General features: G+C 63.9%; 16 protein-coding genes. 6 read left to right on the plus strand and 10 right to left on the minus strand.

Going from position 1 to position 15091, the window contains the following annotated elements; translation table 11 throughout:
* The first annotated feature begins 93 nt into the window (after positions 1-93).
* The 5 genes from LOY45_RS11305 to LOY45_RS11325 all read left to right on the plus strand — a co-directional run bounded on the left by LOY45_RS11305 (position 94) and on the right by LOY45_RS11325 (position 5169).
* Positions 94-1596 (plus strand): APC family permease, encoded by a 1503-nt coding sequence (locus LOY45_RS11305; RefSeq protein WP_115087209.1) that lies wholly within the window; start codon positions 94-96, stop codon positions 1594-1596.
* Entirely contained in the window at positions 1556-2140 is a 585-nt protein-coding gene (locus LOY45_RS11310) for a DUF3156 family protein (protein ID WP_115087208.1), read from the plus strand. Before LOY45_RS11305 ends, LOY45_RS11310 begins: the two co-directional genes overlap by 41 nt.
* Positions 2141-2257: 117 nt before the next feature.
* A complete protein-coding gene (feaR, locus tag LOY45_RS11315) occupies positions 2258-3202 on the plus strand; it encodes a transcriptional regulator FeaR (RefSeq protein ID WP_115087207.1) in 945 nt (314 codons plus the stop codon).
* 131 nt (positions 3203-3333) lie between these two features.
* Entirely contained in the window at positions 3334-4557 is a 1224-nt protein-coding gene (locus LOY45_RS11320) for a multidrug effflux MFS transporter (RefSeq protein ID WP_258579147.1), read from the plus strand.
* Positions 4558-4584: 27 nt separating this feature from the next.
* Positions 4585-5169, plus strand: a complete 585-nt coding sequence (locus LOY45_RS11325) for a TetR/AcrR family transcriptional regulator (protein WP_134063149.1) — start codon at positions 4585-4587, stop codon at positions 5167-5169.
* 82 nt (positions 5170-5251) lie between these two features.
* Here the strand turns inward: LOY45_RS11325 and LOY45_RS11330 are convergent, their stop codons facing one another.
* Together LOY45_RS11330 and LOY45_RS11335 are read right to left on the minus strand one after the other, a co-directional pair.
* Complete coding sequence (locus tag LOY45_RS11330) at positions 5252-5617, minus strand: cupin domain-containing protein (protein ID WP_134063147.1); 366 nt, start codon at positions 5615-5617, stop codon at positions 5252-5254.
* A gap of 34 nt (positions 5618-5651) precedes the next feature.
* A complete protein-coding gene (locus LOY45_RS11335) occupies positions 5652-6950 on the minus strand; it encodes an NAD(P)/FAD-dependent oxidoreductase (protein WP_115087203.1) in 1299 nt (432 codons plus the stop codon).
* A 164-nt stretch (positions 6951-7114) separates the two neighbouring features.
* Between LOY45_RS11335 and hpaR the strand changes: the two genes are divergently transcribed.
* Positions 7115-7537: a homoprotocatechuate degradation operon regulator HpaR gene (gene hpaR, locus LOY45_RS11340; RefSeq protein WP_115087202.1), complete on the plus strand. Its 423-nt coding sequence runs from the start codon at positions 7115-7117 to the stop codon at positions 7535-7537.
* An 86-nt stretch (positions 7538-7623) separates the two neighbouring features.
* On the opposite strand, the gene hpaI is transcribed toward hpaR, so the two are convergent.
* The 8 genes from hpaI to LOY45_RS11380 all read right to left on the minus strand — a co-directional run bounded on the left by hpaI (position 7624) and on the right by LOY45_RS11380 (position 14996).
* The gene (gene hpaI, locus LOY45_RS11345) at positions 7624-8427 is read right to left on the minus strand and encodes a 4-hydroxy-2-oxoheptanedioate aldolase (RefSeq protein WP_134063145.1); all 804 of its coding nucleotides are present in this window, start codon (positions 8425-8427) and stop codon (positions 7624-7626) included.
* 10 nt (positions 8428-8437) lie between these two features.
* The gene (hpaH, locus tag LOY45_RS11350; RefSeq protein ID WP_115087200.1) at positions 8438-9241 is read right to left on the minus strand and encodes a 2-oxo-hept-4-ene-1,7-dioate hydratase; all 804 of its coding nucleotides are present in this window, start codon (positions 9239-9241) and stop codon (positions 8438-8440) included.
* An 11-nt stretch (positions 9242-9252) separates the two neighbouring features.
* Positions 9253-10557: an MFS transporter gene (locus LOY45_RS11355; RefSeq protein WP_115087199.1), complete on the minus strand. Its 1305-nt coding sequence runs from the start codon at positions 10555-10557 to the stop codon at positions 9253-9255.
* 48 nt (positions 10558-10605) lie between these two features.
* Entirely contained in the window at positions 10606-10998 is a 393-nt protein-coding gene (locus tag LOY45_RS11360) for a 5-carboxymethyl-2-hydroxymuconate Delta-isomerase (protein ID WP_115087198.1), read from the minus strand.
* Between the two features lie 105 nt (positions 10999-11103).
* Complete coding sequence (hpaD, locus tag LOY45_RS11365) at positions 11104-11961, minus strand: 3,4-dihydroxyphenylacetate 2,3-dioxygenase (RefSeq protein ID WP_115087197.1); 858 nt, start codon at positions 11959-11961, stop codon at positions 11104-11106.
* Between the two features lie 124 nt (positions 11962-12085).
* A complete protein-coding gene (hpaE, locus tag LOY45_RS11370; RefSeq protein WP_134063137.1) occupies positions 12086-13546 on the minus strand; it encodes a 5-carboxymethyl-2-hydroxymuconate semialdehyde dehydrogenase in 1461 nt (486 codons plus the stop codon).
* Between the two features lie 5 nt (positions 13547-13551).
* A complete protein-coding gene (locus tag LOY45_RS11375; RefSeq protein WP_134063135.1) occupies positions 13552-14325 on the minus strand; it encodes a fumarylacetoacetate hydrolase family protein in 774 nt (257 codons plus the stop codon).
* Positions 14325-14996, minus strand: a complete 672-nt coding sequence (locus tag LOY45_RS11380; protein WP_115087195.1) for a fumarylacetoacetate hydrolase family protein — start codon at positions 14994-14996, stop codon at positions 14325-14327. The genes LOY45_RS11375 and LOY45_RS11380 overlap by 1 nt, the downstream gene beginning before the upstream one ends.
* Between the last annotated feature and the right edge of the window lie 95 nt (positions 14997-15091).

Raw genomic sequence — 15091 nt, forward strand, 5'->3', positions numbered from 1 at the left:
GCTCCAACCTTCACGGCAGCCACGGGCAAGACCGCCATTGCCACCGAGCGCAGAGTAGGACCACTGTCATCCTTCTGCTCGAGGTCTTTTGCCATGTCGCTCAACGACACGCTCAGTGCGCACCTGAATCGTGGCACGGTCGGCTTTCCCACCGCCCTTGCCAGTACCATCGGCCTGATCATGGCAAGCCCGGTGATCCTCACTGCGACCATGGGCTTCGGCATCGGCGGCAGTGCCTTCGCCGTGGCCATGCTGATTGCCGTGGTGATGATGCTGGCGCAGGCGACCACCTTTGCCGAGGCAGCGTCGATCCTGCCGACCACCGGCGCGGTGTACGACTACATCAACTGCGGCATGGGGCGCTTTTTCGCCATTACCGGTACGCTGTCGGCCTACCTGATCGTCCACGTCTTTGCCGGCACCGCCGAGACCATGCTGGCCGGGGTCATGGCCCTGGTGAACTTCGAGCACCTCAACACCCTGGCTGAGTCGGCCGGTGGTTCGTGGCTGTTGGGTGTGGGGTTCGTGATCATCTTCGCCATCCTCAATGCCTTCGGCGTCAGTGCTTTCGGCAAGGCCGAGATCATCCTCACCTTCGGCATGTGGACCACCTTGATGGTCTTTGGCGTGCTCGGCCTGGTGGCCGCGCCGGCCGTGGAACTGGAGGGCTGGTTCGGCGTGTCGCTGGTGGGTACCGACCTTATGACCATCCTCTCGCTGGTGGGCATGGCCATGTTCATGTTCGTCGGCTGCGAGTTCGTCACGCCGCTGGCCCCGGACCTGCGCCAGTCGGCCAAAAGCATGCCGCGGGCCATGGCCCTGGGCCTGCTCGGGGTGGCGGCGTGCATGTTCATCTATGGCGCGGCGATGAAACGCCAGGTCGAGAACGTGCTGCTCGACGCCGCCAGCGGCGTGCACCTGTTGGACACACCCATGGCCATCCCGCGCTTTGCCGAGCAGGTAATGGGCGATATCGGCCCGCTGTGGCTGGGCATCGGTTTTCTGTTCGCCGGTGCGGCGACCATCAATACGCTGATGGCCGGGGTGCCGCGGATTCTCTACGGCATGGCCGTCGACGGCGCCTTGCCCAAGGTTTTCACTTACCTGCACCCACGCTTTAAAACGCCGCTGCTGTGCATCCTGGTCGCCGCGCTGATTCCGTGCCTGCATGCCCTGTGGCTGGGCGGCAACACCGACCGCATCATGCACCTGGTGCTGGCGGCAGTGTGTGCCTGGAGCACGGCCTATCTACTGGTGACCCTGTCGGTGGTGATCCTGCGCATCCGCCGCCCGGACCTGCCGCGGGCCTACCGTTCGCCGCTGTTCCCGCTGCCGCAGATACTGTCTACCGTCGGGATTGTCCTGGGCATGGCGTTCATCACCCCGCCAGGCATGGACCCGGCCGACATCTACGTGCCCTTCGGCCTGATGCTGGCCGGCACGGCGGTGTATGCGCTGTTCTGGACGCTGGTGGTGCAGAAGGTCAATCCGTTCAAGCCGGCCTCGGTGGAAGAGGTGCTGGCGCGGGAATTCGCTCACCAACCGGGGACTGCTCATGGCTATTGCCCTGCGCCAACTGTGGCAAAAGCTGTCTGAACGGGCGCCGGCCGGCTATCGACCGGGGCTGACCCTTGAGAAGGTGCAACGCAACCTGGGCCTGGACAGCTTTGAAGTTGTCGCCCCCGGCCTGGGCCGCTTCGACTGGGCCGGGCAGGCGGTGCAGGTGCGCGAGCGCTGTGAAGCGCAATTGCTCATGCACCTGGTGCTGACCGAGTTCAGCCTGACGCTGCCTGCCACAGGGCAGGGCAATGCCCGCCTTGAGCTGCACCACAGCGGGTCATGGCGGCGCAGCGGGCTGCGGGTTCGCCTGCGCAAGGGCGAGCTGGCGTTGCAGGCCGAACTGCAACGCCGCCTGCAGGCGGAGGCGGCTTTGTTGCAGGCGCTGATGCCCCTGGACTTCAAGCGCCTGCTGCTGGAAAGGTGCGACGGCCAGTGGACCCTGACCCTCGAGCACATCGGCGCCAGCGAAGTGGTCAACCGCCTGCCGGCCTTTCGTCGTTACATTCGCCTGAGCCCCGAGCAACACCAGCACCTGCTGGCCGCGCTGCAAGGCTTGCCGGCGCTATTGGCCGGGCTCTGACCCGGCCATCTGGCATCAAACCTGCTTTCACTCTGGCTGCTTCAAGCAAGTTGCGCGCACATAGATAACATGTTAACTATTGCCCAACAAAAACAAGATGCCATTGTGGAGGTACCCATGAGTATCCATCACGCCAGCAGCCCTGCGCTGGAACGCTGGAACGCAACCATGCAGAACATCTGCGGGGTGTATGAGACGGAACTTACGTTCAACCCCTCGCTGTTCATCGGCGAGATTTCCACCTGGTCGCGCGGCGGCCTGGCCCTGGCCAACCTGCGCACCAATGCCGGGCTGATCCGCCGCAAGGGCCTGAACAGCGACCGCGACAACGACCAGCATTGCTTTCTGGTCAGCCAGCGCACCGGCTTTTCGCAGATCACCCAGAACGGCATCAGCATCCAGCTCGCACCCGGCGAGATGCTCCTGATGGATGCCGCCGGCGCCTGCGAGATCATGCCTTTCGGCCTGATCGAACATGCCTCGCTGTCGTTGTCGCGGGCCGAGGTGTGCAAGCAACTGGGCAACGACAGCCGCACCTTCGGCAAGATCTCCCAGACCCGCGCCTGCGGGCGCATGCTGCACCTGCTGATGGACCAGCTGTGCAAGGAGCAGAGTGCCACTGACGACGAGCAGGGCGAGGGGCAGGCACTGCACAGCGCCTTCCTGTCATTGCTCGGTTCGGCCCTTGAAGGCAGCGATGACCTCACGGCGCTGCCGGCCTCGTTGCAGGGCGCCAACCTGCGCAGCTACGTGCAAAAAGTCATCGATGACTCCCTCGGCCAGGCCAACCTGACCCCGGTCAACCTCGCCAACCGCCTGAACATTTCCGTACGCCACCTCTACCGCCTGTTCGAAGAGCAGGGCGACAGCGTCTGCCGCTACATCCAGCGCGCGCGCCTCAAGCGCAGCGCCGCCGACCTGGCCAACCCGGTGCTCAAGCGCGAGTCGATCACCACCATCGCCTACAAATGGGGCTTCACCGACTCGGCGCATTTCAGCCGTTCGTTCAAGAAGCAGTTCGAGCAATCGCCCAAGGACTACCGCGCCAGCAGCCTGGCCTGATCACCGTTTCATCGCCGCTGACTTGACCGCAGGATGCGGTCTGTATAGGCTCGCCTGACTTGGCTACCTACCGATAGGTAGGTTGAGCGATAAACGCCAGCCAGGTCCCGCTTTTATCTGGAATCGAGCCTATGCACAGTGCAGCCTCCACGCCGACCGCCCGGGTCGGCTTCGCCATTTCCCTGGCCCTGATCGGCGCCCTTGGGCCCTCGGCGGTCGACATGTACCTGGCCAGCATGCCGAGCATTGCCAGTGAGTTCGCCACTTCCTATGCCGGGGTGCAGTTGACCCTGACCGTGTTCCTCCTGGCCATGGGCGCCGGGCAACTGCTGTTCGGTCCGCTGGTCGATACCCTTGGCCGGCGCCGGCCATTGCTCGCCGGCTTGCTGGTGTTCGTCCTGAGCTCCCTGGCCGCCGCTGCGGCGCCAGACCTCAACAGCCTGCTGCTGGCGCGCTTCATCCAGGGCCTGGGCAGCGCCCTGACCCTGGTGGTGATCATGAGCATGGTCCGCGACGTCGCCGAGGGCGCGCGGGCGGCGCAGATCTTTGCCTTGCTGATGACCATCGAAGGCCTGGCACCGGTGATTGCCCCGGCGCTGGGCGGCTTTGTCGGTGCGCACTTTGGCTGGCGGGCGATCATGCTGGTGCTGGCGGCATTGGGCGTGCTGGTGCTGCTCAACTCGGCAGTGATGCTCAAGGAGACCTTGCCCCAGGACCAACGCATGGCCTGGCAACCGCGTGAGTTTTTGCGCACCTACGTGCGCATCGCCTGCGACCGCCAGTTCCTGCGCCCGGCCCTGGCCTTGTCGGCGGTGTTCTTCTTTCTGTTTGCCTACATCGGCGGGGCGGCCTTCGTTTACCAGCACCATTTCGGCCTGTCGGTGGAAGCCTTTGGCACGCTGTTCGGTGCCACCGGTGTGGCCATTTTGCTCGGCGCCATCACCGCTGGCCGCCTGGTGGCGCGCAAGGGCCTGGTGCGTCTGGCCCGTTGGGGCGCGGCGTGCATGTTCGTGGGGGCCGTACTGGTGCTGGCTGGGGCACTGAGTGCGGCGGGGCTGGTGGGCATCGTTGCCGGCATGGCCGTGGCGATGTTCGGCCTGGGCATTGCCGAAGCCACCCTGATGTCGCTGGTGATGTCCTCGCAGAGCAAGGCCCTGGGCTCGACCGCCGCCTTGCTCGGCGCCTTCCAGTTGATCATTTCGTCGTTCGCCACGCCATTGTCGGGCATCATGGCGCCATTGGGTGCGGCGTACTGGGCACTGCTACTCGGCCTTTCGGCGGTGTTCGTCGCGCTGCTGGTGCACATCAGCACCCGCCATGCCGAGCCGCACCTGCAGAGCCTGGCTGGCCATTGATCCGTATTTGTTGGGGGAGACACCGTTATGAGAAGCCTGACGCCGTCGGCAGAAAAGATCTGCGCGATTGCCGTCGAGCAGTTCGCCGAGCTGGGTTATGACGCCTCGTCGCTGAACGACATCGCCGCCGCCGCGGGCATGCGCAAGCCGTCGTTGTATGCGCATTTCGCTGGCAAGGATGACCTGTTCCAGGTGGTCTATGCGCGGGCCCTGCAAGCCGAACATGAGTACCTGGAGGCCTGCTTTGCCGAGAAGGTGACGGCCGGGGAGTTGCCGGGGCAGCGTTTTGCCGAGCGCTTGAATCAGCGCTACCAGGTGTCGGCGCATTTGCGCTTCATGCTGCGCACGGCGTTCTTTCCGCCCAGTGAATTGCGACCGGTGATCAGTGCCGGGTTCGAGGCGTACCTGGCGAGGTTGGGCGAGTTGTTTGCCCTGGCGTTGCACCGCTATGCACCGGGGCTGGATGAGGAGCAGCAGCGCTTGTATGGCGATGGCTACCTGGGGATTGTCGATAGTTTGAATGTCGAGTTGATCTATGCGGGGGCGGAGGCGTTCGAGCGGCGCTTGGCGGCATTGTGGCGCTTGTTTGGGGAATCGTTGGCCAGGCTATAGGGCCTCATCGCTGGCAAGCCAGCTCCCACAGGTTCGGTGCATGCAGTACCTGTGGGAGCTGGCTTGCCAGCGATGCTTTTTGTCAGGCTACTGCAAAGTAATGCTTCACAAAACTCTCGCTGAGAATCTCCCACAACACCGGCGTGCCCTTGGTCACGAACCAGCTGTCACCCTGGTTGTAGGTGCGGCTGACGCCGGTTGCTTCGTCGGTCAGACGCACCTGGCCGGTCACCACCACGGCCTGTTCGTTGAATGGGTAGACCATGCGAAATTTGCCGCTGGTGGTGCCAAAGTAGGCGCTGCTGACCGGGTCGGTCGGCGCGCCGAAGGTCATCTTGCCGAAAGCACGCACTTCGCCTTCGAGTATTTCCGAACCCAGGTCGGCAACGGTGCCCCAGGCGTCGAGTTCGCTGAGCTGGATGTTCTGTTTAACGGCAGTCAGGGTCATGGCAGTGTTCCTTGAGGGTTGAAAACAATGGGTTTCAGCGCCGGCCATTCCAGTAGCCGGACAACTGGTGCCAGGACTTGCCCGCGGTCAGCAGCACCGCGCGCAGTGGGTCTTTGGCCGGGATGGTCGGGCGTGGCACCGAGCTGATCAGGTCATAGCGCGCCGAGCCTTCGCTCATGCCTTCGGCCAGTACCTTGCAGATGATGTGGCTGGGGGTGACGCCAAAGCCGGAATAACCTTGCACGTAAAAAGCGTTGCGCCGACCGGGCAGGGTGCCGATCTGCGGGAACAGGTTGGGGCTGCAGGCCATCGGCCCGCCCCAGGCCAGGTCGATCTTCACGTCCTTGAGGTAGGGGAAGATCTTCAGCATCAGGTTGCGGTTCCAGGCCTTGAGGTCGCGCGGGATGTGCTCGACCAGCGGCGTGGCGGCACCGAACAGCAGGCGGTTTTCGTTGGTCACGCGGTAGTAGTCGATCACCGGGCGGATGTCGCTGTAGGCGCCGCGAATCGGGCTGATGCGCTGGATCAGTTCGTCCGACAGCGGCTCGGTCATCATCTGGAAGGCGTAGGTGTTGATGGTCGAGCGGTGCAGCTCCGGCTCCAGTTTGTTGAGGAAACTGTCGCAGGCCCACAGCAGCTTGCTGGCGGTGACCGAGCCGCGCCCGGTGCGCACGCGAATGCGCTCGCCGTACTGCACCTGCAGCGCAGGGCTGTTCTCGAAGATGCGCACGCCGTGTTCGCTGAGCGCCTTGGCTTCGCCGAGCAACAGGTTCAGCGAATGCACATGGCCACCGCCCATGTGCAGCAGGGCACTGCTGTAGGCGTCGGAGCCGATGATCTGCTTGACCTCGCTGCCGCCGAGAAAACGGATCTCGTGCTGGGAATTGACCGACTTGAAGTCTTTTTCCCAGGCGCGCAGGGTCTTTTCCTGGCGGGCATTGAAGCCCATGTAGCCGTAGCCATGGCAGAAGTCGGCGTCGATGGCGTACTTGGCGATGCGCTGCTTGATGATGTCGGCACCCAGGTCGCTGATCTCGAAGATCTGCCGCAAGCCATCGTCGCCGACGTGCTGCTTGATCTTCTCCAGGTCGTGACCGATGCCGGCCATGATCTGCCCGCCGTTGCGCCCGGTGCCGCCAAAGCCCAGGTAGCGGGCTTCGAGCACGACGATGTTGGTGATGCCTTTTTCCGCCAGCTCCAGGGCCGTGTTGATCCCGGAAAAGCCGCCGCCGATGATGACCACGTCGGCGTCCACGTCCTCTTCCAGGGTCGGGAAGCTCAGGTTGTATTTTTTGGTGGCGGTGTAGTAGGTCGGCGTTTCGATGTTGATCATGGCGCTGCCTGAAAAGTGGAGTACTGATGGGCTCTATTAAGGCCTTGTACGGCGCCTGCGTCTTGACCCTGCGTGCCGCCGGGCTTGACTGCCGGTGCCAGGGCTGTGGCAAGGCGTTGATTTTGTTAAAGTGTTAACAAAATAGCCTGATGATTAGCCATTCCATGCCCCAACCGCGCCCGTCCCTGACCCTGACCTTGTTGCAAGCCCGCGAAGCGGCCATGCGTTTCTTTCGGCCCTCGCTCAACCAGCACGGGCTGACCGAGCAGCAGTGGCGGGTGATCCGTATCCTGCGCCAGCAGGGCGAAATGGAGATCTACCGCCTGGCGGAACAAGCCTGCATCCTCAAGCCGAGCATGACCGGGGTGCTGGTGCGCATGGAGGCGGCCGGGCTGGTCAGCCGGCGCAAGGCCGAGCAGGATCAGCGCCGGGTGCTGGTGAACCTGGCGGCCAGGGGCGAGGAGATTTTTGCTTCGATGAGCCAGTGCATGGAGAGCAACTACCGGCGGATTCAGGAGCAGTTCGGCGAGCAGAAGTTGCAGGCGCTGCTGGGGTTGCTGGAGGAGTTAAAGCAAGTCGGTCGGTGACCGCATCGCTGGCAAGCCAGCTCCCACAAGGTCCTCTGTAAACCGAACCTGTGGGAGCTGGCTTGCCAGCGATGAGGCCAGTACAGTCAATACACCGAAGGGCCGGATGAAGCCGGCGCCACCCCCCCCTTGAACCTGCCCGCCAACCCCTGCAAGCCCCTCATCAGCACCGTGGTATCCACCCCCACCGCGACAAACCCGGCGCCCAGCTCCAGGTAGCGCCGTGCCAAGGCTTCATCGGCACTGAGAATCCCTGCTGCCTTGCCGGCCTTTTGAATCTGCCCGATCGCCTGTTCAATCGCCGCCTGCACCTCGGGGTGGGCGGGATTGCCGCGATAACCCATGGACGCACTCAGGTCCGCCGGGCCGATAAACACCCCGTCAACGCCTTCGACCGCGGCAATCGCATCCAGGTTCTGCAGCCCTTCAAGGCTCTCGATCTGCACCAGCAAGCACATTTGCTCATCGGCCTGCTCCAGGTAACCGGGGATGCTGTTCCAGCGCGACGCCCGTGCCAGGGCACTGCCCACGCCGCGCACGCCCTTGGGCGGGTAGTGCATGGCGCGTACCAGCTGGCGTGCCTGCTCAGCGCTTTCGACCATGGGTACCAACAGGGTTTGCGCGCCGATATCCAGCACTTGCTTGATCAGCGCGGTGTCGCCGATCACCGGGCGGATGATCGCCTGGGCCGGGTAGGGGGCGATGGCCTGCAACTGGCCGAGCATGCCGCGCAGGTCGTTGGGCGCATGTTCGCCGTCGATCAGCAGCCAGTCGAAACCGGCGTTGGCGGCCAGTTCCGCGCAGTACGGCTCGGCCAGGCCGAGCCACAGGCCGATTTGCGCCTCGCCCCGTTGCAGGCGTTGTTTGAAGCGGTTGACGGGCATGTCCATGGGCAAGTCCTCAAACGAAACGACAGGCAATCGAACCGAGCATGTCGTAGTCGACATGGAAGGTATCGCCGGGGTTGGCCGCCACCGGGCGGGTGAAGGAGCCACCGAGGATGATCTGCCCGGCTTCGAGGGTGACGTCGTATGGCGCCAGCTTGTTGGCCAGCCAGGCGACGCCCTTGGCCGGGTGGTTGAGCACCGCCGCCGAGACGCCGGACTCTTCGATCACGCCATTGCGGTAGAGCACCGCCGGCACCTTGCGCAGGTCGATATCGCCCGGGCGCACCGCGCGCCCGCCCATGACCACGCCGGCGTTGGCGGCGTTGTCCGAGATGGTGTCGAAGACCTTGCGCGTGGCCTGGGTCTGCGGGTCGATCTGCTGGATGCGTGCATCGATGATTTCCAGCGCCGGGATCACCCATTCGGTGGCGTCGAGCACGTCGAACAGGGTCACGTTCGGCCCCTTGAGCGGCTTGCCGAGCACGAAGGCCAGCTCCACCTCGACCCGTGGCACGATAAAGCGCTCGAAGGGAATGTCGCTGCCTTCGTCGAAAAACATGTCATCGAGCAGCGCGCCGTAGTCCGGTTCGGTGATGTTCGACGACACCTGCATGGCCCGCGAGGTCAGGCCGATCTTGTGGCCGACCAGCTTGCGCCCGTTCTGGATCTTTTGCGCGACCCAGGCGCGCTGGATGGCGTAGGCGTCTTCAATGCTGATGCCCGGGTGCTCCAGGGAGAACTGCCGCACCTGTTCGCGGCTGCGTTCGGCGCGCTCGAGCTGGGCGGCGGCTTGCAGGATCTGGCTGTGGTCAAGCATGGCTAAATCTCTTACTGAGGGTTGACGATGGCAGCCTTGGTGCGCAGCACCAGCAGGCCGCCGAGGGTGATGAACAGCGCCAGCACGAACAGCGCCAGGCTGGCGCTCTGGGTGGTGTCGCGCATCCAGCCGATCAGGTACGGGGCGAGGAACGCGGCGATGCTGCCGAACGAGCTGATCAGGGCGATGCCGGCGGCCTGGGTGGTGTTCGACAGGAACGCTGGCGGCAGTTGCCAGAACATCGGCAAGGCGGCGCTGGCGCCCATGCCGGCGATGATCAACCCGCCCAGCACCATCACCGGGTTGCCTGGCGACAGGCCGGCGATGGCAATGCCCAGGGCCGACATCAGCAGCGGCACGCACAGGTGCCAGCGGCGTTCACGCTGACGGTCGGAGGAGCGCCCGCAGGCAATCATGAACAGGCAACCGGCCAGATACGGTACGGCGCTGAGCAGCCCGACCCGGCCATCGCTGCCGATGCCGGCGCCGTGGATCAGGGTCGGCATCCAGAACGCCAGGGTGTTGACTGCCAGCATCACCGCGAAGTACACCGCCACCAGCAGCCAGACCTGGCTGTCGCGCAGGATGCCGCCGAACGAGGTGATGGATTTGCGTTGTTCTTCCTGGTTCAGCTGTTCGCGCAGTTGCAGCTTTTCTTCGCTGCTGAGCCAGTTCACGCTGTCGAAACTGTCGGGCAGGCACTTGAGCACCACCAGGCCGAGCAGGATCACCGGCGCGCCTTCGATCAGGAACATCCACTGCCAGCCACGCAGGCCGGCGGCGTCGTGGAACAGTTCGAGGATGCCGCCCGACAACGGCCCGCCGACCACACCGGCCATGGGCACGGCGATGGCGAACAGCGCGGTGATCTGCCCACGGCGACGGGCCGGGTACCAGCGGTTGAGGTAGACCAGGATGCCGGGAAAAAAGCCGGCTTCGGCCACGCCCAGCAAAAAGCGCAGGACGTAGAAGCCCGAGGCCGATTCGACCCAGAGCATGCTGGTCGACAGCGTGCCCCAGACCACCATCAGGGTGGCGATCCAGCGCCGTGGGCCGACCCGGTCCAGGGCGATGTTGCTCGGTACGCCGAACAGCGCGTAGGCGATGAAGAACAGCCCGGCACCGAAGCCGTAGACCGTGTCGCTGAAGTGCAGGTCGCTGCTCATCTGCATCTTGGCAAAGCCGATGTTGATGCGGTCCAGGTGAGCGAACAGGTAGCAGATCAGCAGCAGCGGCATCAGCCGCCAGGTGATCTTGCTGTGGGTCGAGTCATGTTGGGCAAGGGCAGCGTGTTCGGCAGTATTGGCTGTGCTCATGATCTTGTACTTTTTGTCAGAGGGCCGTGGGGGGAGGGTGGCTGTGCGTCAGCCCGCCTGGTTCTGGAGAAAGGCGTGAACGTTGTTCTGCTTGAAATTCAGTTGCGGGTGCAGCTCGATCATCTCGAACGAGAGCGCCAGCAGGCGTTGACTTTGCAGCTCGGCAAAGTGCGCGGTGATCACCTCGAACAGCGCCTGGGCAACCTGGGTGCGGGTGTCCAGGTCACGGCCGTGGCCGACCTTCAGAGTCATGTGGACGAAGGCGTAGTCATGCTTGCCATCGGCCATGCGCCAGCTGTCCAGGCGCACGCCGCGGCTGCGGATGCCACCCAGGGGGAACACGCCGCTGGCGCCCAGGCTGGCGTGGACCTTCTCGAACAGGCCGGGCAGGTCGGCCTGTTGCTCGATGTTGTCGGTGTACTCAATGATGAAATGCGGCATGAAGATCTCCGTTTGAACGGCGGCAAGCGGCAAGCTACAAGCGGCAAGAGCGCGTGCTCTTCACTTGCAGCTTGTGGCTTGAAGCTTGTGGCTGCTGCCTTCGCGCTACAGCGGGAAGACAGCGTTGATCTGGCCGGTGCCGGAACTGCCGAACGGCTCGGTCAGCACCTCGACCGGCTTGTTGTAGTCGGCGCCGCCGAGCAGGCCCAGGAGCATCGCCGTGTCGTGCATGCCGCCTTCGCCGTAGCAGTGAGTGGCGTAGTCCGGAAGCATTGCGCAGAACTCCTTGAAACGGCCCTGCTTCCACAGCTCGACCACCCGCATGTCCATCTGCTTGTCGAATTCGCGGGTCCAGTTGTGGATGTTGGCTTCGGCGTTGCGGTCGTCCGAGAAGCGGTGCGACAACGACCCGGACGCCAGCACCAGGACCTTGCGGTCGCTCTTTTCGATGGCCCGGCGCACGGCGGCGCCGAAGGCGAAGCTATCTTCCAGGCGGTGCCAGGCGCACCAGGCGGCGATCGACACGACCTTGAGCTTTTGCGCCTCCGGTACATCCATGTGCATGTAGCGCATCGGTACCAGGGTGCCGTACTCAAGCTCCAGGCTCGGGATGTTGTGGGCCAGGGTGCGCACGTCAGCGGCATTGGCCTCAAGGCCGATCAGCTCGCCCAGCTCCGGGCAGCCGGGGTACTCGAAGTCCATGTTCTTGATGAAGTGCGGCAGCTCGTTGCTGGTGTAAGTGCCCTTGAAGTGCTCGCCACAGTTGATGTGGTAGCCGCTGTTGACCAGCCAGTGGACGTCGAACACCACGGCGGTGTCGGCGCCCAGTTCGCGGGCGCGGCGGCCGATTTCCTTGTGCCCGGCGATCGCCGCCTCGCGGCAGCCATGGTGCTTGCCGGGCAGTTCGGACAGGTACATCGAGGGTACGTGGCAGACTTTGGCTGCCAGGACGACTTCGCCCATGATGGAACTCCTGGTAATTGTTGTTCTTGTGTGCTGTCAGTGCCATCGCTATCGCCGGCAAGCCGGCTCCCACAGGTTTTGAGGTGACATCAGACCTGTGGGAGCTGGCTTGCCAGCGATGACGTCAGACGCCCCAGCGCGGAATATGATGACTGCCCATCGAGATACACACGTTCTTGATCTCGGCAAACACCTCGAAGCTGTATTGCCCGCCTTCACGGCCAGTGCCCGAACCCTTGACCCCGCCGAACGGCTGGCGCAGGTCGCGCACGTTCTGGCTGTTGATGAACACCATGCCGGCCTCGATGCCGCGGGCCAGACGATGCGCCTTGCCGATGTCCTGCGTCCAGATGTACGAGGCCAGGCCATACTCGGTGTCATTGGCCAGTCGCAGCGCCTCGGCTTCGTCCTTGAACGGAATCAGGCACACCACCGGCCCGAAGATTTCTTCCTGGGCGATGCGCATGTTGTTGTTCACGTCGGCAAACACCGTCGGCTGGATGAACTGCCCACGGGCCAGGTGCGCCGGCAGGTTGGCCGGGCGCTCCAGGCCGCCAGCGAGCAGGGTCGCGCCTTCCTCGATGCCGATCCTGATGTAACCGGTGACCTTGTCATAGTGGGCTTGAGTGATCATCGAGCCTACCTGGGTTTTCGGGTCTTGCGGGTCACCGACGATCAGCCGTTTGGCCCGTGCGGCGAACTCGGCGACGAACTGCGGATAGACGCTTTCCTGGATGAAGATACGGCTACCGGCGGTGCAGCGCTCGCCATTGAGCGAGAAGATGGTGAACAGCGCCGCATCGAGGGCGCGCTCCAGGTCGGCGTCTTCGAAGATCAGCACCGGCGACTTGCCGCCCAGCTCCATCGAGTACTTCTTCAGGCCTGCGGTCTGCATGATCTTCTTGCCGGTGGCGGTGCCGCCGGTAAAGGAGATCGCACGTACGTCCGGGTGACGCACCAGGGCATCACCGGCGGTGGCGCCGTAGCCCTGGATGACGTTGAGCACGCCGTTGGGGATGCCGGCCTCGACGGCCAGGCGGCCCAGTTCGTTGGCGGTCAATGGCGACAGCTCGCTCATCTTCAGCACCGCGGTGTTGCCCAGGGCCAGGCATGGCGCGGTCTTCCAGGTCGCGGTCATGAACGGCACGTTCCACGGCGACACCAGCCCGCACACGCCCACCGGCTGGTACAGGGTGTAGTTGAGCATCTGGTCGTCGACCGGGTAGGTGTGGCCGTCCATGCGTGTGCAGACTTCGGCGAAGAAGTCGAAGTTGTGCGAGGCACGGGGGATCAGCACGTTCTTGGTCTGGTGGATCGGCAAGCCGGTGTCGAGGGTTTCCAGTTCGGCCAGCTGCGGCACGTTCTGCTCGATCAGCTCACCAAGCTTGCGCATCAGCCGGGCGCGTTCCCTGGCCGGGGTGTTGGCCCATTTCGGGAAGGCTTCTTTCGCCGCTGCTACTGCCTGGGCAACTTCTTCGGCGCCGCCGCTGGCGACTTCGCCAATGGCTTCACCGGTGGCCGGGTTGTAGTTGACGAACACGTCTTTGCTTTCGACCTCGCGGCCGTTGATCCAGTGTTTGATCATGTTGCTCATGCCTCTTGGCGGTTGAGGGCGAAGAACTCGGCTTCGCTGACAATACGGTTGACCAGGCGCCCGACGCCTTCGACTTCGACCACCACTTCATCGCCCGGCACCACGTCGGCCAGGCCCTCGGGGGTGCCGGTGGCGATCATGTCGCCCGGCTGCAGGGTCATGAAGCTGGACAGGTATTCGATCAGGTAGGGGATGTCGAAAATCATGTCCTTGGTACTGCCTTGCTGCTTGAGCTCACCGTTGATCCAGGTGCGCAAGGTCAGGTTGGAGGCATCCGGCACCTCGGCGACGTCGACGATCCACGGCCCGACGGGGGTGGTGGCGTCGCGGTTTTTCACCCGCAGGTTGGGCCGGTAGTAGTTTTCCAGGTAATCGCGGATGGCGTAGTCGTTGCACACCGTGTAGCCGGCCAGGTACTCAAGGGCATCCTCGCGCTTGACGTTGCGCGCAGGCTTGCCGATCACCGCCACCAGCTCGCACTCGTAGTGCATGTAGGCGACGTTGTCCGGGCGCCAGCTCACCTGGTTGTGGCCGGTGTAGGTGCCCACCGACTTGACGAACGCCAGCGGTTCGGTGGGCGGTGTGAAGGCCAGCTCGGCGGCGTGGTCGGCGTAGTTCAGGCCCAGGGCGAACATGTTGCCGGTGGCCGGCGGCAGCCACTCGACCTGCTGCTCTTGCAACAGCCGGCCATCAGCCAGGCGCACGGCGTTGTCGGCCTCGACGGTGACGGCGTGGACTTCGCCCTGGTAGCGGATACGTGCGTGTTTCATCAGCGCTTCTCCTGCGCGGCAACGATGCTGTTGGTCAGGCGCCCGAGGCCGCTTATCTCGACTTCAACCTGATCCCCGGGCAGCACATCGACGCGGCCTTCGGGGGTGCCGGTGATCAGCACATCACCTTCGTGCAGGGTCATGAACTCGCTGATCTCGGCAATCAGCTGGGCAACGCTGCGGACCATGTTGGCGGTGCTGTTCTGCTGGCGCAGCTGGCCATTAATGAACAGCTTGATGCTCAGTTGCTGCGGGTCGGCGACTTGCGCGGCCGGCACCAGTTCAGGGCCCAGGGCGCAGAAGCCGTCGCGGCACTTGGCCTTGACCGCCGGGCGGTAGTAGCTGTCTTCCGGCAGGCTGAATTCATTGACGATGGTGTAGCCGGCGACATGGCTGAGGGCATTGTCGACACTGACCCGGGTGGCACGCTTGCCGATCACCACGCCCAGGGCCGGGCCCGGTTGCAGTTGTTCGATGCCTTGCGGATAGACCACGGGCTGGCCGTGGCCATTGCGGGTGTTGGGGGTCTTGATGAACAGCACCGGCTTGACCGGCGGCTTTTGATACGGCGGCTGTTCGAATTCGGCGAGACGCTGGTTCAGCAAACCCTGGTAGTTCAGCGCAACGCCGAACAGGGTACCGCTGGCAGCATCGTGCAAGGCACGGCTCATGGGGTTCTCCTGGCTGGGGCAGGGGCAGGGTCCCTGCTCGAATAATTGTTAATGTGTTAACGTTATAATTAAGATGTTAACGAAATGCAAGCGGC

It is taken from the genome of Pseudomonas wadenswilerensis (genome assembly GCF_024749185.1).
Classification (GTDB): Bacteria; Pseudomonadota; Gammaproteobacteria; order Pseudomonadales; family Pseudomonadaceae; genus Aquipseudomonas; species Aquipseudomonas wadenswilerensis.